Consider the following 20,327-nt stretch of genomic DNA (forward strand, 5'->3'; position numbering starts at 1 on the left):
CTTCCTGTTTATGCTTGCAGCGGTTGGTCGTTGCGGATACAGATACCCGCGTCACGCAAATACTGTTTTAACTCTGGGATTGGGATAATCCCTTTGTGGAATACGCTGGCTGCCAATGCCGCATCGACGTTAGCATCTAGAAACACCTCGCGAAAATGTTCCATAGTGCCTGCACCACCGGAGGCGATTAACGGCACGTCGCAAACGCTACGTACCTTGGATAATTGATTGATGTCATAACCTTGGCGTACACCATCCTGATTCATAACGTTGAGTACTATCTCGCCGCAGCCTTGCGTTTGTGCTTCTTCTACCCAATCCAGCGTGTACCACTGGGTATCGCGGGTGGCGGCTTCATCTCCAGTAAACTGTTTCACTTTATAACTGTCGCTAGCGGCATCATAGAAGGAGTCGATACCGACCACAACACACTGACGGCCAAACTCATCGTGTAAACGGCGGATGAGACTGGGATCAGATAATGCCGGAGAGTTGATGGAGATTTTATCGGCACCAAACGCCAGAATTTCTCGGGCTTGCTCGATGGAGCGGATACCGCCAGCGACACAGAAGGGGATATCTATCTGCTGTGCTACCCGGCTGACCCAGGACTTATCCACTGTGCGGTCGTGAGCACTGGCAGTAATATCATAAAACACCAGCTCATCGGCACCTTCTGCGGCGTAACGCTGCGCGAGTGGCACAATATCACCGACAATTTCATGGTTACGGAATTGCACGCCCTTGACCACTTTTCCGGCTTTGACATCCAGACAGGGAACTATGCGTTTGGCCAACATTGGATTGCCTCCGTGACGGTAAATTGTTGAGTGAGCAGCGCTTTGCCAATAATAATGTCACTGACACCACTGTCGCGTACGGCGGCAACATCGGTTAATGAGGCGATACCGCCCGATGCCTGCCAGCGAATTTTAGGATAGCTGCTGGCTAACTCATGATAGAGCGCATTGTTCGCACCTGTCATGGTGCCATCGCGGCTGATATCGGTCACCAGCGCATGTTTGAGACCCAATGGTGTAAATTCAGCCACTAGCGATTCCAGTGTTTTACCGCCACCACTTTGCCAACCGGAGACCGCTACGACTTTATTGCCGTTTGCGTCAATATTGACATCCAGTGCCAGACAGATGTGTTCAGCACCAAACTCGGTAAACCACTGTTTGACTAATTCGGGCTGTTTCACCGCTAATGAACCAATCACTACTCGGTAAACCCCTGATTGCAGCAACTCCTTTACTTGCGCATGACTACGGATACCACCGCCAACCTGTAACGGTGTCTGTAGTCCGGCGGCGAGTTTGGCAATCAATGCGGTCTGGCGTTTTTGCGGATCTTTCGCACCGGTAAGATCCACCAGATGCAGCAATTTAGCGCCTTGGCGTTCGTAGGATTGCAACTGTTCCAAAGGACTGTAAGCGAAAGTGGTCTGTTGCTCATAGTCGCCCTGATAGAGGCGCACCACCTGACCATCAATCAGATCAATGGCGGGAATAATCATGCGGCACCTCCGCTGAGCGTTGCTTTGGACATTTTCAGAAAATTTTGCAGAATGCGACTGCCAACGGCGGCACTTTTTTCCGGATGGAACTGCACCCCCATAAAATTGCCGTTGGCAATAGCGGCGCCAAACGGTTCACCATAGTCACTGAGGGCGATAGTGTAATCGCTAACCGGGGCGCAAAATGAATGCACAAAATACACAAAATCACCGTTGCTGATACCGGCAAACAAGGGATGTGGCTGCTGATGTTTCATCACTGGTGATAACTGATTCCAGCCCATGTGCGGTGTTGGCAGTTGCTGGGTATCGAGTTCACGCACCGACGTTGGAATTAGCCCCAGACATTGAGTGTCTTGATCTTTTTCGCCACGTTCAGTGGAGTATTCGGTCATCAGCTGCATGCCCAGACACACGCCAAGCACCGGCTGCGTTAGGTTTTGGATCACTTCCACTAAGTGTTTTTGGCGGATGGACTGCATGGCCGCTGGCGCACTACCGACACCCGGCAGGATCACTCTGGTGGCAGCCGTGATCACCACAGGATCATCGCTGACACTGACATCGGCACCTAGCCGTTCAAAGGCAAAACGCACCGAGCTGAGATTGGCACAGCCAGTATCAATAATGACAGTTTCGCTCATCACAAGACTCCTTTACTTGACGGCAGGGCATCACCTTCTACCCGAATGGCTTGTCTTAGTGCCCGGCCCAGAGCTTTAAACAGCGCTTCTACCTTGTGGTGCTCGTTGTCGCCATCGCAGCCAATGTGCAGCGTACAACGTAAACCATCGGCAAAGGAGCGGAAAAAATGCGGTACCATCTCGGTGGCCAGTTCGCCCACTTTGTCACGGTTAAAGTGGGCGTTGAACTTAATAAACGGCCGCCCCGAGAGATCGAGCAGACATTCACCTCGCGCTTCATCCATCGGTAAGCTGAAACCGAAACGGCCGATGCCGCGTTTGTCTCCCAATGCCTGCCTTAGGGCATCGCCTAACGCCAATCCGGTATCTTCCACGCTATGGTGATCATCAATGTGCAGATCGCCTTTGACCTGCACGCTTAAACGGAAATTGCCGTGGGTGGCAATCTGATCCAGCATGTGATCAAAAAAACCAATTCCAGTATTGATGCTGTTGTGGCCGGGATTATCTAAATCTACGGTGACACGAATATCCGTCTCCCGCGTAGTCCGCACCACTTCGGCGCTGCGGTGGCGCGATAGCAATTCATTGGCGATTTGTTGCCAGCCTAATACATCACGCTGATATTGAAAGCTTTTCAGCCCCATGGCATCCGCGAGTGCTACATCGGTGGCCCGATCACCAATCACTGCCGAACGAGTAAAATCAATTTTACCGCTGATGAGGTAGTCTTTTACCAATCCCAGTTTGGGTTTGCGACAACTGCAGTTATCACCGGGAAAGTGTGGACAGATAAGCACATCGTCGAAGGTCACGCCTTGGCTGGTGAAAATCTGCATCATCAGATTATGAGGGGCATCAAAATCGGCTTGCGGGAAAGCCTCTGTCCCCAGACCATCCTGATTGGATACCATCACTAGCTTAAAACCAGCGTTTTGTAATTTAAGTAACGCCGGGATCACCTGTGGCTCAAATACCAATTTGTCGAGTCTATCGAGTTGTTTATCAATGGCTGGCTCTTCCACCAGCGTACCGTCACGGTCAATAAAAAGTATCTTTTGGCTCATGGGTTTACCTTGTACCGGTTGGCCGGTATCTGTGTAGGGCGGTTAATTCAGAATGTTTTCCAGTGTCGCGATTATCAGATCTGTTTCATGCCCATCGCTGTAGCTAAAGCGTATAGCGTTGAGTAATCGGGGGTCTTTGTAAGCTCTGGCGACAATACCGGCATCTTTAAGCCCTTGGGCTACCGTTTGGATGTCATCAAAATATGCTTGTACAAAGTTCGCGCCACTTGGCAGCACTTTGGCCCCCAGTTGTTCCAGACATTCTGCCAGCCGCTGCCCTTGCTGTTTCAGCAGTTTGACATCAGCACGCATCTGGGTGATGCCTTCAGCACTGAGGGCTTGCTCTGCCAATAGCGACACCGGTAGCGGAACCGGGTAGGGGGCAATGACGAGCATGATCATGGCGATGATATCGGCGGAGGCTAAGGTAAAACCGCAACGTGCGCCAGCTAATGCAAACGCCTTGGAAAGTGTTCGCAGGATCACTAGATTAGGGTATTTGTCGAGCAGGTTAACAACTGAGTATTCTGGACTGAATTCGATATAGGCCTCATCGACCACCACCAACTGTTCAGGCAATGTTTCTAGGACTTTTTCAATAACGCCGGGGCTAAGTAAGGTGCCGGTAGGGTTATTGGGATTACAGATATACACCAGCTTACAACCTTTGACTGCACTGAGATCGTCTGGCAATCCATAGTCTGCTGTCAGCGACATCGAAACTACGCCAACATTAAAAGTACGAGCGCTGATGCCATACATGCCATAAGTGGGGCCGAACAGTGCGATGCTGTCCTTACCTGGAATACAAAACGTGCGGATTAATAGCTCAATGGCTTCATCGGCCCCACGGCTGCAGACAATATGTTGACTCTCAACGCCAACGTAGCGGCTGTAAGCTGCAATGAGCGCTGGTGGTTGACATTCAGGATAGCGGTTCAACCGTGGCAAATCTGTATGATTGAAAGGACTTTCATTGGCGTTGATCCAGATATCACCGCGACCACCAATGCGACGGGCACTTTGATAGGGTTCAAGCGCTAAAAGCTCTGGGCGCGCCAATCGTTGCGCTAGATTTAACGTCGCGGCACTCATTGTGCTTCTCCTTTTACGTCAAGGGTCGCCAAACGCAGAGCCACTGCATTTTTGTGGGCATCCAGTTGTTCGGCTGCCGCGAGTGTCATAACGGTATTACCGAGTCTCGACAGACCTTCAGCCGATAATTCCTGCACCGTAAAGCGCCGACAGAAGTCGGCTAAAGATAAGCTGGAGACTGTACGGCTATAACCGTAGGTAGGTAATACATGATTAGTGCCGCTGGCATAATCACCCACGGATTCAGGCGTATAGGGACCGACAAATACAGAACCTGCGGCGCGAATACTCATGAGTAATTCACGTGGTTGCTGAGTTTGCAGGATCAAGTGTTCAGGGCCATAACGGTTGGATACCTGAACCGCTTGCTGCATATCTTTTACAATCAATGTTCTGCTGCAAAACAGCGCTTTGCGGGCGATCTCTGCCCGGGGCAACGCGGCTAACTGACGTTCAACTTCTTGAGCTACCGCTCTGGCAAGGGTGTCACTGTCGGTAACCAGCATCACCTGCGAATCAGGGCCATGCTCAGCCTGAGACAACAGGTCAGCTGCAACAAATACTGGATTGGCCTTGGCATCGGCAATCACGAGCACTTCAGATGGCCCCGCCGGCATATCAATGCTGACACAGGCTTGATTATCACGGGAAACCTGGCTTTTTGCTTCAGTCACATAACGGTTGCCTGGGCCAAAAATCTTGTCTACTGGGGTAATTGATTTGGTGCCAAACGCTAGCGCTGCAATCGCCTGCGCGCCACCGACTTGATAAATTTCATTTACGCCACACGCGGTTGCGGCATACACAATAGCATCATCGATTGGCGGCGGACTCACCAGTACGCGACGCTCACAACCGGCGATATTGGCGGGCAAAGCCAGCATCATCACGGTAGAGATCAAGGGTGCGCTACCGCCGGGGATGTACAGCCCGACCGCTGCAATCGCTTCACTGTGAAGTTCACAGCGGATCCCCGCCTGTGTCTCCAACGAGATTGTGCCGGGTTTTTGCGCTTCGTGAAAACGACGGATATTAGCCATTGCTGCTTGAATCGCCGCTTTCAGTTCATCACTGACCCGCGCTGATGCAGCGTTGATATCTGCGTCAGATAGCCGAATATCTTGAATCTCTGTTTTGTCAAAGCGGCGGCTGTATTCGCGTAGCGCCGCATCACCACGTTGCCGTACGGTACTAATAATTTCGCTAACCTGCTGCTCCAACGTGTTGTCACCCACCAGTGGCGAACGGCGCAGTGAAGCGGTTTGTGCTTCATTATCAAGTTGATTCCAGTTGAGGGTTTGCATCAGGATCACCCCATCATTTTTTCAATTGGCATTACCAGAATGGAACTGGCGCCCAATGCCGTCAACTGCTCCATGGTATCCCAGAACAGATCTTCACTGCTGACGGCATGCACCGCCACCCGACTGCTGTCATTTTTGAGTGGTAGTACAGTGGGGTTTTCCGCGCCTGGCAATAGGGCTACTACCTGTTCCAGCGCATCTACTGGGGCATGTAATAGGATGTACTTGCTGCCACGCGCGCGGATCACGCCGTTAATGCGGCTCATCAGTGTATCAATGAGTTGCTGCTTTTCATCAGATTGAGGTTGTTGCGATTGAATAATACAGGCCATTGAGCGGTAGATAACTTCGGTTTCGTACAGACCGTTGGCTTCCAGCGTCGCCCCAGTAGATACCAGATCGCAAATGCCATCAGCAAGTCCGGCGCGAGGCGCCACTTCCACCGAACCTTTTAACAGACAGCTTCGAAAACTTATGCCTTTATTTTGCATAAAACGGCGCAGTAAATTGGGGTAGGAGGTTGCAATCCGCAAACCTTCTAAGGAGTACGCATCTTGGTAAGCAAACTCTTTCGGAACCGCCAGTGATAAACGGCACCCCCCAAAATCCAGTTGTTTTAGCTTCTGATATTCAGAGGGCATCCCCAGACTCTGGCGTTCAATTTCTTCCTCTTCCAGCACGTTTTCACCGATGATACCGAGATCAACTACGCCATCCATTACTAGCCCTGGAATGTCATCGTCACGTACCCGCAACAGATCAATTGGCATGTTATCGGCGTGGGCTATTAGCCTTTGTTCGTTGACGGTGAATTTAACACCACATTTTTTCAGCAGTTTCTGTGATTCTTCGGACAAACGTCCGGATTTCTGGATGGCAATTCTTAATCGGTTTGATGCAGTCATGCTGGTGATTTCCTGATTGTTGATTCAAAAATTTTAACGCTAAAAACAAAACACCCCCGGAATTCCTTCCGGGGGTGTTAAGTCGTTTGAATCAACCGCCAGAAGGAATATACCTCCGGCAGTCAGCTCCGAAGGCTACCGCTCGTGGTGATGATGGTGGATAGCAAACTGAAGCTGGTTCATTAATTCATTTCCTAAATTTGGTTCAGATGACGTTTATTGAAAGGCAACGTCAATATGGGAGTTAAGCTAATCTCTTTATTCCGCATTTGCAACAATTAATTTTCAAATTTTGATTTTGCATCATCATGCACTTTACAGCCGATTAATCGGAGAGAGTAAAAACAATCGGCGGTGCGGCTTGCTGTGACCCTAGAATTGAGGATAATGCCCTTTGACAATCAGTTCCCTAAGTGCGCGGAGATTCACCATTAGCCGTTTAATGAAAGAAGTCAATTTGGCGTTTTCTCAAGCAGGTGTGTTGGCGCGTGGGATCTCAGGTTATAAACCGCGACCACAACAACTGCAAATGGCGCAGGCAGTTGCTGAAACGTTAGATCGCCCTGCTGGGAAATTGGTGCTGGAAGCGGGAACCGGTGTTGGCAAGACCTTTGGTTACCTGATACCTGCGCTGTTGTCTGGTAAGCAGGTGATAGTGTCCACTGGTAGTAAAAATCTGCAGGAACAGTTGTTTTACAAGGATATTCCTGCACTATTAGCGATGCTGGACATCGCCCCCAAAATTGCCTTACTTAAAGGGCGTAACAATTATCTGTGTCAGCTACGACTGCAACAGCAGCTGGACAGTGCGCAAAGTTTGGAGAGTCAAACGTTAGACGATTTGCTGCGGCTGCAGCAATGGGCGGCTGCCAGTAGTGATGGCGATTTGGGCATGGTCGCCACTGTGTCCGAACAGTCGCCAGCGCTCGCCTTGGTGGCATCAACCCGTGAAAGCTGCATCGGTAAACGCTGTCAATTTTATGAGCAGTGTTTTACCCGCAAGGCTCGACTGAAAACCTTAGACGCTAAGATCATCGTCATTAATCATCATCTGTTTTTTGCGGACTGGGTTTTGAAAGATACCGGTTTTGCCGAATTGCTGCCAAAAGCGGATATGCTGGTGTTTGACGAAGCGCATCAATTACCAGATATCGCCGTGAGCTATTTCGGTCAGCAATTGTCGTTGGCGGCAATGGAGCGCTTGTTGGCGCGCATTGAAGAAGTTTATCTCAATGAATTGCGCGATACGGTACAACTTGGCGATTTGGCCAGGCGCTGTATGAGCCGTTTAGCCGATTGGGCGCAGGCGTGTCTGCAAAGCGGACAAAATGACTGGCGACTATTGTTAGCAGACAAGGTATTGGCTGGACGCAGTTGGCAGTTGCTAGAGGAGTTTCAGGCGTTACAGCGTTTGTTATTGGCGCATGTTGGTCGCAGCGAAGCGTTGGATGATTGCTTTGAAAAATGGCTGGAATACTTGGCTAAATTGCAGCTTTTCCTTGAGTGCGATAACCCCAGTGCCGCCTATTCGTTAGAATTGAGTGGGCGTTTGCCGATGTTGCGAATGGCTCCTATAGATGTGACCCAAGAGTGTATGCAGTTATTTAATGGTGATTGCCGTTGGGTATTTACCTCTGCAACACTGCAGGTTAATCGTGAGCTACGACATTTCGCTAAAGCCTTAGGGCTGACAGATTGTTGTGAAATGATCCTCGATAGTCCATTTGACTATCAGCGCCAGGCACTCTTTTGCGTGCCTCGGCAATTAGCGGATGTCCGCAGTGATTCCGACTATCAGCTGCAGCGCTTGCTGAGTATCTGTTTGCAGGCAATAGAGGCTGCCAAAGGGCGGACATTTATTCTGTTTACCAGCCACCGGATGTTGGAGCGGGTGGCGTTAGCGCTGCGGGGGCGTTGTCATTATCCACTGTTAGTGCAGGGCAGTGCGGGCAAACAGAGCCTGCTGAAGAAATTTCGCCAACTTGGTAATGCCGTGTTACTGGGGACTGGCAGTTTTTGGGAAGGGGTAGATGTGCGAGGGCATCTGCTGTCTTGCGTGATAATTGACAAGCTGCCGTTTGTATCACCGGATGACAATCTTTATCGTGCCCGCGCAGCAGAATTGCATAGGCGGGGTGGCGATCCCTTTAATGACATCTCTTTGCCGCAGGCGGTGATTGCCTTAAAACAGGGTTTTGGACGGCTGATCCGCGACGAGCATGATCGGGGCGTGCTTATCCTGTGTGATAACCGCATTGTGAACCGCGCCTATGGCAGTGCCTTTTTGAATTCGTTGCCACCAATGGCCAGAACGCGAGACATCAATAAAGCATTGGCATTTTTACAAGAAATAAAATGAATATTAATCAATTGGATATGTATATCTAATGCTTTATTTTTAGTATTGCTATGAAAATGAATCAAAAAAAATGGGAGGCCACTGGCCTCCCGTTTGGTAACACGTTGTGGCTTACTTTAGACGTTTTTGTCAGCCGCCAGCCATTCAGCAAACTGTTTTGTATAGTAACTGACAATTAAACTGGCACCGGCACGTTTGAAGCCGATAAAGCTTTCAGTCACCACGGCGCGTTCATCCAGTGCCCCAGCCAGTGCGGCAAATTTGATACTGGCATATTCGCCACCCACATGATAAGCCGCCAACGGCAGATCAGTGCGGTCACGCAGACGCGCCAATACGTCCAGATAAGGTGTGCCCGGTTTTACCATCAGGATATCGGCACCTTCTTCTTCGTCCAACAGCGCTTCTACCATGGCTTGGCGCCCATCGGCGCAATCCAGTTGATAACCTTTACGGTTACCCTTCAGTTCGCTGGCTACCGCTTCCCGGAATGGGCCATAAAATGCGGAAGCAAATTTGGCAGAGTGGGCGAGGATAGATACGTTTTCATAACCTGCGGCATCTAAGCCATCACGCATTGCGCGGATCTGACCGTCCATCATGGCGGAAGGCGCCAGCATGTCGGCCCCAGCTTTAGCAGCGCAGATGGCCTGTTTTACCAGATTTTCCACGGTGGCATCGTTACATACATGCACATCATCATGGATGTGTTCAATCACACCACAATGACCATGATCTGTGTATTCACAGAAACAAATATCAGGGATGACGATCATTTCCGGCGCAGTTTGCTTAATGGTGCGTACCATACGGGCTAGCAAACCTTCATCATTCCAAGTGTCACTACCGATTGCATCTTTATGATGGGAGATCCCAAAAGGCATCACATATTTAACACCGAGTTTTTGCAGCTCTTTGATTTCCTGCGCCAACATGGATTCTGGAAAACGGCTGATGCCTGGCAGGGTGCGGATTTCAACCGGGGCAGTGATGCCTTCTTCAATAAAAATCGGGTGGATCAGATCGTCCAGCGAGATAAAGTTTTCCCGGACCATAGCACGCATAGCTTCAGAGGTACGTAGACGGCGCAGACGGCGTAATGGTGCCTTGAAAGTATGAGTGTGATTACATTGATCAGACATGAAAATTCCTTTGTTAGCTGATGAGGCTTGTCACTAAGGCAAACAATTTTAGCTAAAGTTCGCCAATCGCCCCGGAAAATTAGCAAGAGCATAACTGCTAGGCAGATGATGATACTTTGAAACATATCACGAAACATCTCGTGATGGCTGTGGCAGGTCGATGTATATGCGTGAAATGTGAACTACGCAGCTAGGACACGACACCATGCTGCGATTATCGTGCCCGATAAACTTGGCTTGTGGAGATTTGGTGGTATGATCGCCGCCGTCAAAAGTCGGCCGGTGATAGTTTCCCGGCAACCGAGGTCTAGATGAAACCAAATCAAAAGCTACCGCCCGTGGTGTTGGCGCTGGATACCTGCACCGAACTCTGTTCTGCTGCTTTGCAATGGCCCAACGGTCGTCTATCGGTTGCCGAAGAAGCGCCAAGAGAACACAGCCAGCGGTTACTGCCGATGATTGATGGTTTATTGTCGCAAGCCGGATTGACCATGGCAGATGTGGGGCTTATTGCTTATGGCCGGGGCCCCGGCAGTTTTACCGGGATTCGTATCTGTACTTCAATGACACAGGGCTTAGCGCTGGCACGCGATATCCCCGTAGTGGGTATCTCCACCTTGGCGGCGTTGGCGCAGAAGGTGATTGATAGCACATCGGCTCGTTATATTATCAGTGCTATTGATGCCCGTATGGACGAGATTTATTGGGGGTGTTTTGAAGCGGTTGACGGCTTAGCCGTGCTGGTTGGCGAAGAACAGGTAAGCACTCCACAGGCACTGCAGTCACCTTTTGCTGATGCAGAAACTATTTTTGCTTGCGGTAGCGGCTTTGAAACCTATCCGGATCTTATTCTTAACATCGATAACTTGACCTTAGCGGAAAGCGTGAAATATCCTGACGCAGATGCCATGCTTACTCTTGCTGTCAGCGAATGGCAGCAGGGACATGCGACGACGGTTGATCAACTCGCCCCCGTGTATCTGCGTGATACTGTCGCATGGAAGAAATTGCCCGGCAGGGCATAACCGGTGCAATGCAGAGCTAAACTGGCGGTGTGGTCATGAATATTCAGACTGTTTCACTGAACAATACCCCCGATCTGTCACAGGCAGTTGCCAGCAACCGTCCGGTATCTCCAGCACGCGAAAAAGTCGTTAATGCTGTTGCAACAACACCAACAGCCATAGAAAGTCCTGCTGTTGACATTGACCACGATATGGTGGATGCCAAATATCAGGCAAAAGTGGAGTATGAACGGGATACCTCGACCAGCTCTAGTGCCATTGCCACTTATCTGCTAACTCAGCATGCCGAACAGCGCGATAGTATTTCGCAGATGGTTGGCGTTGATGTTTATGCTTGATGTTCGAACCGTGCCATCTTCCCCGTCGTTAATTCCTGGAAAAGCCCAGTTTTTTGTTGAGTTGATTTTAGCGCTGGTGCTGTCCCGTCTGCCTTATGTATCGCTGCCATTTCATTGGCTTGAGAGTTACTTCCATGAACTTTCCCATGCCATTGCCGCGGTTATTTCAGGTGGTGTCGTTAGCCAAATCCGCTTATTCCCCGATGGATCCGGTCTGTGTTTTAGCCAAGGCGGCTGGCCTGTATTAGTCGGGTTTAGTGGTTATACCGGCGCGGCACTTTGGGGAACATTGCTTTTTTTCATGTCTTGTCTGCGACAAGGTATTCGCCAAAGCTATCTGGCTCTTGGGCTGGTGGTATTACTGACGTTGGCATTGTGGGGGCGAGATCTGTTGAGTATTGCCATCATGTTGAGTCTCTCGGTGTTATTTTTACTGCCCCTAAAGCTGACTTACAGTACGTTACTGCGTGGTAGTCTGCGGCTAGTCGCCATGATAGTTATGCTCAACGCACTAGCGAGTCCGGCGGTATTGTTGGGGCTGGGACAACGTGGCGATGCGGCGTTATTAGCGCAGATGACGCTGATCCCTGCGGTGATCTGGGTAGCTCTGTGGTTTGCCGTGGGGCTGGGGGCGTTATATCTGTGTTGGCGGGTTGTTGCTAACCAATCAGCAAAGGCCAAAGGTGTCGCTAGAACGTTGGACAGTGGTAGAAAATGATAAAAATTTGAAGGACGGCCTGACAAACAGATGGAACTATGGCAATCTTCCGGCCCCGTGAACGGGGAGATCGATCTCGGTGAGCAAACGGTTGCAATAAGAGCTTGGGGCGACGCCCATAAACCGCTCTTAGTCGGATTGCACGGTTGGCTGGATAACGCTAACAGCTTTGAGCCGCTCGCTTCTCACTTACAAGCGGATTATCGCGTTCTAGCAATTGATTGGCCAGGGCATGGTTGGTCACCCAGGCGTCCAGGAAATTATCCGTTGCACTGGGTTGACTATCTTTATGATTTGCATCGGTTACTGAAAGTTGTCAGTGCCGACACGCCGGTTTACATTGTCGGCCATTCGTTGGGGGGAATTGTTGCTAGCGCATATGCGGCTGCTTATCCCGAGCGAGTCGCTGCGTTGGTGTTGATTGAAGCGCTAACCCCTTTGTTTGAAGACATCAGTTACCAGCGATCTCGCTTGCGTAAGAGTTTCCGACAAACTATGGAAAAATCGCGCTTACCGCGGCATTACTGCGAGCTCGAACGGGCAGTTGATTCACGCTGCCGCCTTACGGGTCTTGAACCGCAATGGTGTCGCTTGATCCTGCAACGCAATATTGCACACGATGCGGCAGGCAGCTATTGGCGCACAGATCCGCGGCTTAGAACCGATTCTCCGCAGCGCCTGAGTTTGGCGCAAGTGGAGCAACTGATGCAGGGAATTGCTATACCGTCGCTATTACTGACGGGAACCGAGGGATATGCTTCGCTGGCTGAATTGTTGCCTAAGGTTACGCCGTGGTTTAGGCATTTGACCAAAGTGCAATTGACTGGAAATCATCATTTGCATATGGAGAATGCGGCAAAAGTTGCCTTAGCCATCAAAGACTTCCTAGAACTACCAAATTGCATTGGCAGGGACTAGGCAAAGCTAAAAATTTATGTGATTATGATCAAAATTCAAACGGTCGTATGATTTTTTTATAATCGTGATTTATAGCATCAGAGCCAGGTTTGGCACCGGTTGCTAATTATAAGAACTTAACTCGGTGGTTATCGATAGCGCGCAGTGAGATTGGCTGTGCTGTAACACTGAAGCCGGATTTTAGGAGAGATTTGTGGATCAACCCTGGATTAATAGCTTGCCAGCTGATGTCCCTGCTGAGATAGATGCAGCACAGTTCACCTCCATTTTGGAGATGTTTGAAACAGCAGTGAACAGGTTTGCTGAGCAATCGGCTTTTATTAACATGGGGGCGAGTCTGACCTTCAGCAAGCTGGAGGAGCGTAGTCGAGCCTTTGCTTCTTACCTGCAACATGATCTCGGTTTAAAGAAAGGCGATAAAATTGCCATCATGATGCCTAATCTGTTGCAGTATCCCATCGCTATTTTTGGGGTGTTGCGCGCCGGATTAGTAGTCGTCAATGTAAATCCTCTATACACTCCACGCGAGTTAAAACATCAGTTAGTCGACAGCGAAGCCAAAGCGATCGTGGTGGTGTCCAATTTTGCCAATACTTTAGAGCAGATAGTCGAACAGACGCCGGTAAAACATGTGATTATCAGTGGCATTGGTGATCTGTTGGGGGTCCCTAAGCGTACCTTGGTTAACTTCGTAGTGAAGTACATCAAACATATGGTGCCTAAGTATTCTTTGCCTGGTGCAATCTCCATGCGCAAGGCGCTGCGTGCGGGTAAAGCACACCAATATGTCAAACCGCAAATGGACAGCAAAGACATTGCATTTTTGCAATATACCGGCGGTACTACGGGGGTTTCCAAGGGAGCGATGCTTAGCCACGGGAACGTGGTCGCCAATGTCTTGCAGGCGAATGGCGCTTATTCACCTTTGCTTACAGATGGTGTGGAGAGTGTGGTTACGGCCTTGCCGCTTTATCATATCTTTGCGTTGACGGTGAACCTATTTTTGTTCATGCATAAGGGTGCCAATAACCTGCTGATCACAAATCCCCGAGATATCCCTGGATTTATTGCAGAATTACGGAAATTTCCGTTCACAGCGCTAACCGGGGTAAATACGCTGTTTAATGCATTGTTGAATAATCCAGAATTTGTTGAGTTAGATTTTTCCCGGTTGAAATTGAGCGTTGGCGGGGGCATGGCGGTGCAGCGCGCCGTTGCCGAAAAATGGCAAAAGTTAACTAAGACCAAATTGCTTGAAGGTTATGGGTTGACTGAAGCCTCACCGGTGGTGGCGGGGACTCCGTATAATATTGAAGGCTATAACGGTTCTATCGGTTTACCCATGCCGTCCACTTTGATAGAAGTACGCGACAGTGATGGTCATCCGGTATCTCAAGGACAGGCTGGGGAGTTGTTTGCTAAAGGGCCACAGGTGATGCTGGGGTATTGGAATCGGCCAGAAGAAACCGCCAAAGTTATCGACAAGGATGGTTGGCTGGCAACCGGTGATATCGGTTATATGGATGATAAGGGCTTTTTCTATCTGGTGGATCGCAAGAAGGATATGATCCTTGTCTCTGGGTTTAACGTTTTCCCGAACGAAGTAGAGGAAGTTGTTGCCTTACATCCAGATGTGCTCGAGGTAGCAGCTGTGGGTGTACCACATCCAATCAGTGGCGAACAGGTTAAGATATTTGTAGTGGCAAAAGACAAATCTTTAACCAAGGAAGCACTTATTCAGCACTGCCGTAAGCATTTAACGGGCTATAAGGTGCCAAAACTGATAGAATTTCGCGATGAATTGCCGAAGACCAATGTGGGAAAAATCCTGCGCAGGGAACTTAGGGATGAAGCGAAAAGCGCCTAAGAACTCCAAAAAGCCGGCTCCGAGCCGGTTTTTTATTGCCCTTCGCAGGCACTTCACAGGAGTAAGTTTTGCAAGATTATCTGTATATTGACAGCAGTGCTGCGTTGGCACCGGTGCTGCAGCAGTACCAGCAGAGTGAGCTGTTGGTACTGGATACCGAGTTTGTACGTACCCGCACTTATTATGCCCGTCTCGGGTTGATCCAAGCTTATGACGGTAAAACCTTGGCGTTAATTGATCCGGTCGCTATTGATGACTTGTCAGGATTCTGGTCACTTTTGAGGGCACCGCATATCACCAAGTTGCTTCATTCTTGCAGTGAAGACTTAGAAGTGTTTGCTCATGATGGTGGCATCCAGCCGGCACCATTGTTAGATAGTCAGATAGCGGCGGGGCTTGCTGGCCAAGGGCATGGCCTCGGATATGCCAAGTTAGTGCAGCAGTATTTAGGGATTGAGCTGGATAAAGGTGAATCCAGGACCGATTGGATCCGGCGGCCGCTGACCGAATCACAGTTAGCCTATGCTGCGAACGACGTGCTTTATCTGTACCGACTATATCCAGAATTGAAACAAACGCTGCAGCAGCAAGGACGCTATCAATGGGCGTTGGAAGAAAGTGCCAGAATGACCGAAGGGCGGTTGTTGCCACCTGATAGAGAACTGGCTTATCTGAAAGTTAAAAATGCGTTCCAGCTGTCGACGATGGAGTTGGCCGTGCTACGCGGCTTAGCGGCTTGGCGGCTAGATAAAGCTGTGAAGAAAGATTTAGCGTTAGGCTTTGTGATGAAAGATCATGCACTGATTGCTTTAGCCAAGAAGCAGCCTCGCACGGTTAATGATGTGCTGCGCTTGAAAGATCTGACCGATCAGGAAAAACGTTTTTATGCGCGGGATGTGGTGAATATTATTGCTGATACCGATTATTCCCGATTACCAGAACCGATAGATGTACTGGCGCTTAAACCAGCATATAAAGCAGCGTTTAAACTATTAAAGAGCTGTCTGGAACAAATTGCCACGTCAGCGCAAGTGCCGGTGGAAATGTTGGGTTCCAAACGTCACATCAATGAATATCTCGGATGGTATTGGGATAATTGTCAAGGGCAACTTCCCTTGTTGTTGCAAGGTTGGCGTGGCGAACTGGTAGCGGAAACGTTACAGACACTCAGCCTGTAGCAACAGATAAAACAAAGGCGCCGTCTCAGGGCGCCTTTATCATGCCGAAGATCATATCAATGATCTGGCAGGGTAACATTAAGCTCCAGTACCGACAGGTTATCGTCATTCTGATCCAACTGCACCGATACCTGTTCTTCTGAGATCGGCACATATTTGCGGATAACCTGAATAATTTCCTGTTTCATCAACGGCAGATAATCGGGGGTATCCCGTTGTGAGCGCTGATGGGCGACAATAATCTGCAGTCGTTCTTTGGCGGTGGCTGCAGTACTGCTTTTCTTGCTGCTTCTGAAATAGTCAAGTAAAGACATAATTTAGCTACCCAAATATACGTTTGAGGAATCCTTTTTTCTCTTCACTGGTGAAGCGTAAAGGAATATCTTCGCCGAGCAGGCGACTCACAGTATCAGTATAGGCCTGACCAGCGTCGCTCTCTTGATCAATGATGACCGGGACGCCGGAATTGGATGCTTTTAGCACTGCCTGCGATTCTGGGATCACCCCCAGCAGATCGATGGCTAGGATCTCCTGCACATCCTCAACGCTGAGCATTTCACCAGTTTTCACTCGGGCAGGCGAGTAACGAGTCAATAACAGATACTCTTTGATCGGCTCAAGGTTATCTTCGGCGCGGCGACTGCGGCTTTGCAACATTCCCAAAATACGATCAGAATCGCGAACTGAACTCACCTCTGGGTTGGTGGTGACAATGGCGGTATCGGCAAAGTACAAGGCCATCATTGCGCCAGTTTCAATGCCGGCAGGCGAATCGCACACAATAAATTCAAAGTCTTTTGATAAATCGGCCAGTACTTTTCCTACGCCTTCCTTGGTCAGTGCGTCTTTATCGCGTGTCTGCGAGGCAGGTAAAATAAATAACTTGTCACAACGCTTATCTTTAATCAGCGCCTGATTGAGATTAGCTTCACCGTTGATGACGTTGACAAAGTCATAGACAACACGGCGTTCACAGCCCATGACCAAGTCCAGATTCCGCAGACCGATATCGAAATCGATCACCACCGTTTTATGGCCTTTGAGTGCCAGGCCGGTTGCAATCGCAGCACTGGAGGTGGTTTTACCCACGCCTCCTTTCCCCGAAGTGACCACAATAATTTGTGCCATGTGTTGTTATATCCTTTGTATCTGCCTCAGTCGGGCAGCGTTTCGACAATTAATGATTCACCATTCAACCTGATACAGCCACTGCTTTTGGCGCCATGTTGTTGCAGATTTTCTGCCAACCAATATTGCCCAGCGATAGACACTAACTCTGCATCTAACGTCTTGGCAATGATGACGGCATTGTTATCTCCGCTGGCACCAGCCATCGCTTTGCCGCGCAAGGTGCCATAAATATGAATGCTACCATCGGCAATAACCTCGGCGCCATTGCTAACGGCGCCAAAGATCACTAAGTCACCACCCTTGGCATAAATCTGCTGCCCAGAACGGATATTCTGCTTGACGATTTTACAGACCCGTGGAGCCGGTGGTGGCAACGGATTTTGTTTGCCCATCTTCAGGTGCGCAATCCCGAGCGATTCAGCTTGTTGCTGTTGCTGCGCATCTGCGCCAGACACACCGACCAGAATAAGTTGCCGATCAGCCATGGTCTGTTGCAGTTTTGCAAGATCAATAGCTTCACCACTAATTGCACTAAAATTCAATACCAACGGGGCATGGATAAAAAATTGCGGTGCTTGCGCCAGTTTTTTATCCAATTCTTGAAGCAGCAGCGGAAGATCAGTGGAATTAACATGCAGAACAGATAGCGTGAAGGAGGAACCTTTCAGCTCCAAAACTGGTTTTTGCATCCTGGCGGAATTCTCCGGCGTCCGAGCATTAAGCTCACTAACATACAACGTATAATGGGCAACCATGTTATAGTGTCGCCATTTTACTGGCAAGTTATACCCGGGGAATTTGGTGTTCTTATGATCTGTGCTGTATATAAAAGCAGACGCAAAGCCGATACCTATTTATTTATCAGGCAGAAAGACAAATTTGATGATGTTCCAAGTGCGTTGTTGGCGGTGTTTGGACCGCCACAGTTGGTGATGTTGCTTCCTCTTGATAAGCGACAGCATCTGGGCTTGGCGGATATTGCCAAGGTTAAGGCTGAACTGGAACAAAACGGCTATTATCTGCAATTGCCGCCGCCACCGGTCAATCTGCTGCAAGAATTGCTGGCACAGCGTGGCGTGGACGCTGAAACCGATTAAAGGAAGAACTATGGGACGCATTGGGCATCTTTGCAGTTGGTTGATGATAAGTCTTTGTGCAGTTGCACATGCCAATACTGCAGATTTCCCGGCGTTTCTGAAAAAACTGCAACAGCAGGCTCGGGATGCCGGGATTGATGAAGCCACGATGAGTGCTCAGTTTCCTCAAATCAAACTGTTTCGCCGCGCTGCTGCGCCGTCATCAGATAAAGAGCGTTCGTTGGAGCGTTATTTACCTAGCGAGGCGACAGAACAACGAGCAAAAGCGGCGAAGACGCTTTATCTGGCACATAAACGCGAGTTTGATGCCCTTGCCCTTAAGTACCAGGTACAACCGCGTTTTGTGTTGGCTTTCTGGGGCATAAGTTCCGATTATGGTGAGCGCGAAACTGCGTATTCGGCGCTGTCAGTAATGGCATCGTTGGCATTTGAGTCTGCGCAAACACCCCCTGATTTATCGGCGTTTTTCGCGGCACTCAAGCGAATTGAGCAGCATAAAAATACGGCGGCAGAATTGCTCAGTGACAGTAACGGATTATTGGGGCAACCACGATTAACCGTGTCCGCTTATGATCGCTGTGGCACTGACGGTGATGGCGATGGTAAAGCGGATATTTGGGGCAATGCCTTGGATGTCTTTGCCACAATTGCTCACTGCTTAAACTCACAAGGATGGGATGACAGCCAAACTTGGGGGCGACAAGTCCGCGCGACCAGCAAACTCAAGTCAGCATTGATTGGTGAACAGCACCGGGCAAGTTTTGTGCAATGGCAAGCGGCGGGGGTCAGGCGTTATGATGGTGCGGCTTTGCCTCAGCGTAAAGATATGCAGGTCTCTTTGATCATGCCGGATGGTGTCAACGGCCGGCAGTATCTGATTTATGATAACTACCGCGCATTAAAACAGTTTTTGCATGATGACTATAAGGTGCTGGCACTGGTGCATTTATCTGAAAAGATAAAAGCGCTACAGATAGATTAAGAAATTCACAAAACAGGTAACCCGAGAATGTCGTTCTGGTTGTCAAAAACACTCAATGAGATGACGCAAGATGAATGGGAGCAGCTGTGTGACGGCTGTGGTAAGTGTTGTCTCAATAAACTTATCGATGATGAAACCGATAAGCTGTATTACACCAATGTCGCCTGTAAGCTACTCTCCGATAAGGATTGCAGCTGTATTCATTACTCACAGCGATTTGATTTTGTACCCCAATGTACCGCTGTGACGCCACAGAATATCGCCAGCTTGGATTGGTTGCCAGACAGTTGTGCCTATCGGCGCTTGTATCTGGGACGCCCATTACCTAGTTGGCATCCATTACTGACGGGGAGCAAGAAACAGATGCATAAAAAAGGAATGTCAGTGAAGGGGCGAACCGTTAATGAGACCCGTATTCGTGACCTTGAAGACTACATAGTGACCTGGCCCTTACAGGATATGGATTAAACCGGGAGTTGTATCTCCCGGCCAAGGGCTATTGAGCGCGACGCAGGATCGGCCAGATGTATAGTGCGAGGGCAAACAAATAAGTGGCAAATATCACTATCATCCACTGTGCCATGGTGATGCTGAGAAATGTCCAAGGAATATCGGAGCACATCCCGGTCGGCATAAACATCGATGGCAACCAATCATGTAATTGAAACCATTTGGGAAAGTCCGGGGTAAATGAGCATGTGGCAAACGGAGACGGATCCTGTTGTAATTGATTTAGTCCAATTGCGAGTTTCAATCCCCATGCCGCGCTGATGCCCCAGATTGCGGCTGCTACAACCCGTAACGGCCTAAATGATGGCGCAATCAGACCAACAATTCCCGCCGTTCCCAATCCAAGTACCGCGACTCGCTGGTAAATACACATCACACAGGGATCCAACTTCATCCCATATTGAAAAAACAATGCCGATAATTCCAGCGTTACCGCGCTCAACAATAATACCAGCCAGCTTATGCGGGAATGAGCAAATTTTTGTAATGAAATCAAGGTAGATGCTCCAAATAAAAAGCGCCCAGACA

At 49.4% G+C, this 20,327-nt stretch carries 22 protein-coding genes; 10 read left to right on the forward strand and 12 right to left on the reverse strand.

Features of this window, described 5'->3' with window-relative positions:
- Positions 1–8: 8 nt before the first annotated feature.
- From hisF to hisG, 7 genes are read right to left on the reverse strand one after another with little or no spacing between them, the layout of a single operon-like run.
- Complete coding sequence (hisF, locus tag IE064_RS02540) at positions 9–800, reverse strand: imidazole glycerol phosphate synthase subunit HisF (RefSeq protein ID WP_189616145.1); 792 nt, start codon at positions 798–800, stop codon at positions 9–11.
- Positions 782–1,519, reverse strand: a complete 738-nt coding sequence (hisA, locus tag IE064_RS02545) for a 1-(5-phosphoribosyl)-5-[(5-phosphoribosylamino)methylideneamino]imidazole-4-carboxamide isomerase (protein ID WP_189616147.1) — start codon at positions 1,517–1,519, stop codon at positions 782–784. Before hisA ends, hisF begins: the two co-directional genes overlap by 19 nt.
- Positions 1,516–2,163, reverse strand: coding sequence for an imidazole glycerol phosphate synthase subunit HisH (gene hisH / locus IE064_RS02550; RefSeq protein WP_189616149.1), 648 nt, complete (start codon positions 2,161–2,163; stop codon positions 1,516–1,518). Before hisH ends, hisA begins: the two co-directional genes overlap by 4 nt.
- On the reverse strand, positions 2,163–3,230 hold the full coding sequence (gene hisB / locus IE064_RS02555; RefSeq protein WP_189616151.1) for a bifunctional histidinol-phosphatase/imidazoleglycerol-phosphate dehydratase HisB: 1,068 nt from the start codon (positions 3,228–3,230) through the stop codon (positions 2,163–2,165). The genes hisH and hisB overlap by 1 nt, the downstream gene beginning before the upstream one ends.
- Positions 3,231–3,272: 42 nt before the next feature.
- Positions 3,273–4,325, reverse strand: coding sequence for a histidinol-phosphate transaminase (hisC, locus tag IE064_RS02560; RefSeq protein WP_189616153.1), 1,053 nt, complete (start codon positions 4,323–4,325; stop codon positions 3,273–3,275).
- Positions 4,322–5,629 carry a histidinol dehydrogenase gene (hisD, locus tag IE064_RS02565; protein WP_189616155.1) on the reverse strand — a complete coding sequence of 436 codons (1,308 nt, stop codon included), beginning with the start codon at positions 5,627–5,629 and terminating at the stop codon, positions 4,322–4,324. Before hisD ends, hisC begins: the two co-directional genes overlap by 4 nt.
- Positions 5,630–5,634: 5 nt before the next feature.
- Entirely contained in the window at positions 5,635–6,534 is a 900-nt protein-coding gene (gene hisG, locus IE064_RS02570; RefSeq protein WP_189616157.1) for an ATP phosphoribosyltransferase, read from the reverse strand.
- 442 nt (positions 6,535–6,976) lie between these two features.
- Between hisG and yoaA the strand changes: the two genes are divergently transcribed.
- Positions 6,977–8,893 (forward strand): DNA repair helicase YoaA, encoded by a 1,917-nt coding sequence (gene yoaA / locus IE064_RS02575; RefSeq protein ID WP_189616159.1) that lies wholly within the window; start codon positions 6,977–6,979, stop codon positions 8,891–8,893.
- Between the two features lie 116 nt (positions 8,894–9,009).
- On the opposite strand, the gene hemB is transcribed toward yoaA, so the two are convergent.
- The gene (gene hemB, locus IE064_RS02580; protein ID WP_189616161.1) at positions 9,010–10,035 is read right to left on the reverse strand and encodes a porphobilinogen synthase; all 1,026 of its coding nucleotides are present in this window, start codon (positions 10,033–10,035) and stop codon (positions 9,010–9,012) included.
- A 311-nt stretch (positions 10,036–10,346) separates the two neighbouring features.
- Here hemB and tsaB point away from each other — a divergent pair, with 311 nt between their 5' ends.
- The 6 genes from tsaB to rnd all read left to right on the forward strand — a co-directional run bounded on the left by tsaB (position 10,347) and on the right by rnd (position 16,079).
- Complete coding sequence (gene tsaB / locus IE064_RS02585; protein ID WP_189616163.1) at positions 10,347–11,060, forward strand: tRNA (adenosine(37)-N6)-threonylcarbamoyltransferase complex dimerization subunit type 1 TsaB; 714 nt, start codon at positions 10,347–10,349, stop codon at positions 11,058–11,060.
- Between the two features lie 35 nt (positions 11,061–11,095).
- Positions 11,096–11,398, forward strand: a complete 303-nt coding sequence (locus IE064_RS02590) for a hypothetical protein (protein ID WP_133039137.1) — start codon at positions 11,096–11,098, stop codon at positions 11,396–11,398.
- A complete protein-coding gene (locus tag IE064_RS02595) occupies positions 11,391–12,116 on the forward strand; it encodes a M50 family metallopeptidase (RefSeq protein WP_133039138.1) in 726 nt (241 codons plus the stop codon). The genes IE064_RS02590 and IE064_RS02595 overlap by 8 nt, the downstream gene beginning before the upstream one ends.
- Positions 12,117–12,146: 30 nt before the next feature.
- Positions 12,147–13,034, forward strand: coding sequence for an alpha/beta fold hydrolase (locus IE064_RS02600; protein WP_189616166.1), 888 nt, complete (start codon positions 12,147–12,149; stop codon positions 13,032–13,034).
- A 193-nt stretch (positions 13,035–13,227) separates the two neighbouring features.
- Entirely contained in the window at positions 13,228–14,901 is a 1,674-nt protein-coding gene (gene fadD, locus IE064_RS02605) for a long-chain-fatty-acid--CoA ligase FadD (protein WP_189616168.1), read from the forward strand.
- Positions 14,902–14,969: 68 nt separating this feature from the next.
- A complete protein-coding gene (gene rnd, locus IE064_RS02610) occupies positions 14,970–16,079 on the forward strand; it encodes a ribonuclease D (protein WP_189616170.1) in 1,110 nt (369 codons plus the stop codon).
- A 56-nt stretch (positions 16,080–16,135) separates the two neighbouring features.
- On the opposite strand, the gene minE is transcribed toward rnd, so the two are convergent.
- From minE to minC, 3 genes are read right to left on the reverse strand one after another with little or no spacing between them, the layout of a single operon-like run.
- Positions 16,136–16,393, reverse strand: a complete 258-nt coding sequence (gene minE / locus IE064_RS02615) for a cell division topological specificity factor MinE (RefSeq protein ID WP_133040066.1) — start codon at positions 16,391–16,393, stop codon at positions 16,136–16,138.
- A 7-nt stretch (positions 16,394–16,400) separates the two neighbouring features.
- On the reverse strand, positions 16,401–17,207 hold the full coding sequence (gene minD / locus IE064_RS02620; protein ID WP_133040065.1) for a septum site-determining protein MinD: 807 nt from the start codon (positions 17,205–17,207) through the stop codon (positions 16,401–16,403).
- Positions 17,208–17,233: 26 nt separating this feature from the next.
- Positions 17,234–17,899: a septum site-determining protein MinC gene (gene minC / locus IE064_RS02625; RefSeq protein ID WP_189616172.1), complete on the reverse strand. Its 666-nt coding sequence runs from the start codon at positions 17,897–17,899 to the stop codon at positions 17,234–17,236.
- A gap of 120 nt (positions 17,900–18,019) precedes the next feature.
- Here minC and IE064_RS02630 point away from each other — a divergent pair, with 120 nt between their 5' ends.
- The 3 genes from IE064_RS02630 to IE064_RS02640 are packed head-to-tail and all read left to right on the forward strand — an operon-like array spanning position 18,020 to position 19,757.
- Complete coding sequence (locus IE064_RS02630; protein WP_133040063.1) at positions 18,020–18,307, forward strand: YcgL domain-containing protein; 288 nt, start codon at positions 18,020–18,022, stop codon at positions 18,305–18,307.
- 10 nt (positions 18,308–18,317) lie between these two features.
- On the forward strand, positions 18,318–19,289 hold the full coding sequence (locus IE064_RS02635; protein WP_189616174.1) for a lytic murein transglycosylase: 972 nt from the start codon (positions 18,318–18,320) through the stop codon (positions 19,287–19,289).
- 27 nt (positions 19,290–19,316) lie between these two features.
- Entirely contained in the window at positions 19,317–19,757 is a 441-nt protein-coding gene (locus tag IE064_RS02640; RefSeq protein ID WP_189616176.1) for a YcgN family cysteine cluster protein, read from the forward strand.
- A gap of 28 nt (positions 19,758–19,785) precedes the next feature.
- On the opposite strand, the gene dsbB is transcribed toward IE064_RS02640, so the two are convergent.
- On the reverse strand, positions 19,786–20,295 hold the full coding sequence (gene dsbB / locus IE064_RS02645; RefSeq protein WP_189616178.1) for a disulfide bond formation protein DsbB: 510 nt from the start codon (positions 20,293–20,295) through the stop codon (positions 19,786–19,788).
- Positions 20,296–20,327 lie beyond the last annotated feature (32 nt).

Origin of the sequence: Shewanella fodinae (genome assembly GCF_014651955.1) — a bacterium.
Classification (GTDB): domain Bacteria; phylum Pseudomonadota; class Gammaproteobacteria; order Enterobacterales; family Shewanellaceae; genus Shewanella; species Shewanella fodinae.

Bases quoted from the DNA above. Each gene is read 5' to 3' on its own strand.
- hisA (WP_189616147.1), bottom strand. From the start codon at position 1,519: ATGATTATTCCCGCCATTGATCTGATTGATGGTCAGGTGGTGCGCCTC.
- yoaA (WP_189616159.1), top strand. From the start codon at position 6,977: ATGAAAGAAGTCAATTTGGCGTTTTCTCAAGCAGGTGTGTTGGCGCGT.
- IE064_RS02595 (WP_133039138.1), top strand. From the start codon at position 11,391: ATGCTTGATGTTCGAACCGTGCCATCTTCCCCGTCGTTAATTCCTGGA.
- hisD (WP_189616155.1), bottom strand. From the start codon at position 5,629: ATGCAAACCCTCAACTGGAATCAACTTGATAATGAAGCACAAACCGCT.
- minE (WP_133040066.1), bottom strand. From the start codon at position 16,393: ATGTCTTTACTTGACTATTTCAGAAGCAGCAAGAAAAGCAGTACTGCA.
- hisF (WP_189616145.1), bottom strand. From the start codon at position 800: ATGTTGGCCAAACGCATAGTTCCCTGTCTGGATGTCAAAGCCGGAAAA.
- hisC (WP_189616153.1), bottom strand. From the start codon at position 4,325: ATGAGTGCCGCGACGTTAAATCTAGCGCAACGATTGGCGCGCCCAGAG.
- hisG (WP_189616157.1), bottom strand. From the start codon at position 6,534: ATGACTGCATCAAACCGATTAAGAATTGCCATCCAGAAATCCGGACGT.
- tsaB (WP_189616163.1), top strand. From the start codon at position 10,347: ATGAAACCAAATCAAAAGCTACCGCCCGTGGTGTTGGCGCTGGATACC.
- hemB (WP_189616161.1), bottom strand. From the start codon at position 10,035: ATGTCTGATCAATGTAATCACACTCATACTTTCAAGGCACCATTACGC.
- hisB (WP_189616151.1), bottom strand. From the start codon at position 3,230: ATGAGCCAAAAGATACTTTTTATTGACCGTGACGGTACGCTGGTGGAA.
- IE064_RS02600 (WP_189616166.1), top strand. From the start codon at position 12,147: ATGGAACTATGGCAATCTTCCGGCCCCGTGAACGGGGAGATCGATCTC.
- minD (WP_133040065.1), bottom strand. From the start codon at position 17,207: ATGGCACAAATTATTGTGGTCACTTCGGGGAAAGGAGGCGTGGGTAAA.
- IE064_RS02640 (WP_189616176.1), top strand. From the start codon at position 19,317: ATGTCGTTCTGGTTGTCAAAAACACTCAATGAGATGACGCAAGATGAA.
- IE064_RS02630 (WP_133040063.1), top strand. From the start codon at position 18,020: ATGATCTGTGCTGTATATAAAAGCAGACGCAAAGCCGATACCTATTTA.
- IE064_RS02590 (WP_133039137.1), top strand. From the start codon at position 11,096: ATGAATATTCAGACTGTTTCACTGAACAATACCCCCGATCTGTCACAG.
- IE064_RS02635 (WP_189616174.1), top strand. From the start codon at position 18,318: ATGGGACGCATTGGGCATCTTTGCAGTTGGTTGATGATAAGTCTTTGT.
- minC (WP_189616172.1), bottom strand. From the start codon at position 17,899: ATGCAAAAACCAGTTTTGGAGCTGAAAGGTTCCTCCTTCACGCTATCT.
- hisH (WP_189616149.1), bottom strand. From the start codon at position 2,163: ATGAGCGAAACTGTCATTATTGATACTGGCTGTGCCAATCTCAGCTCG.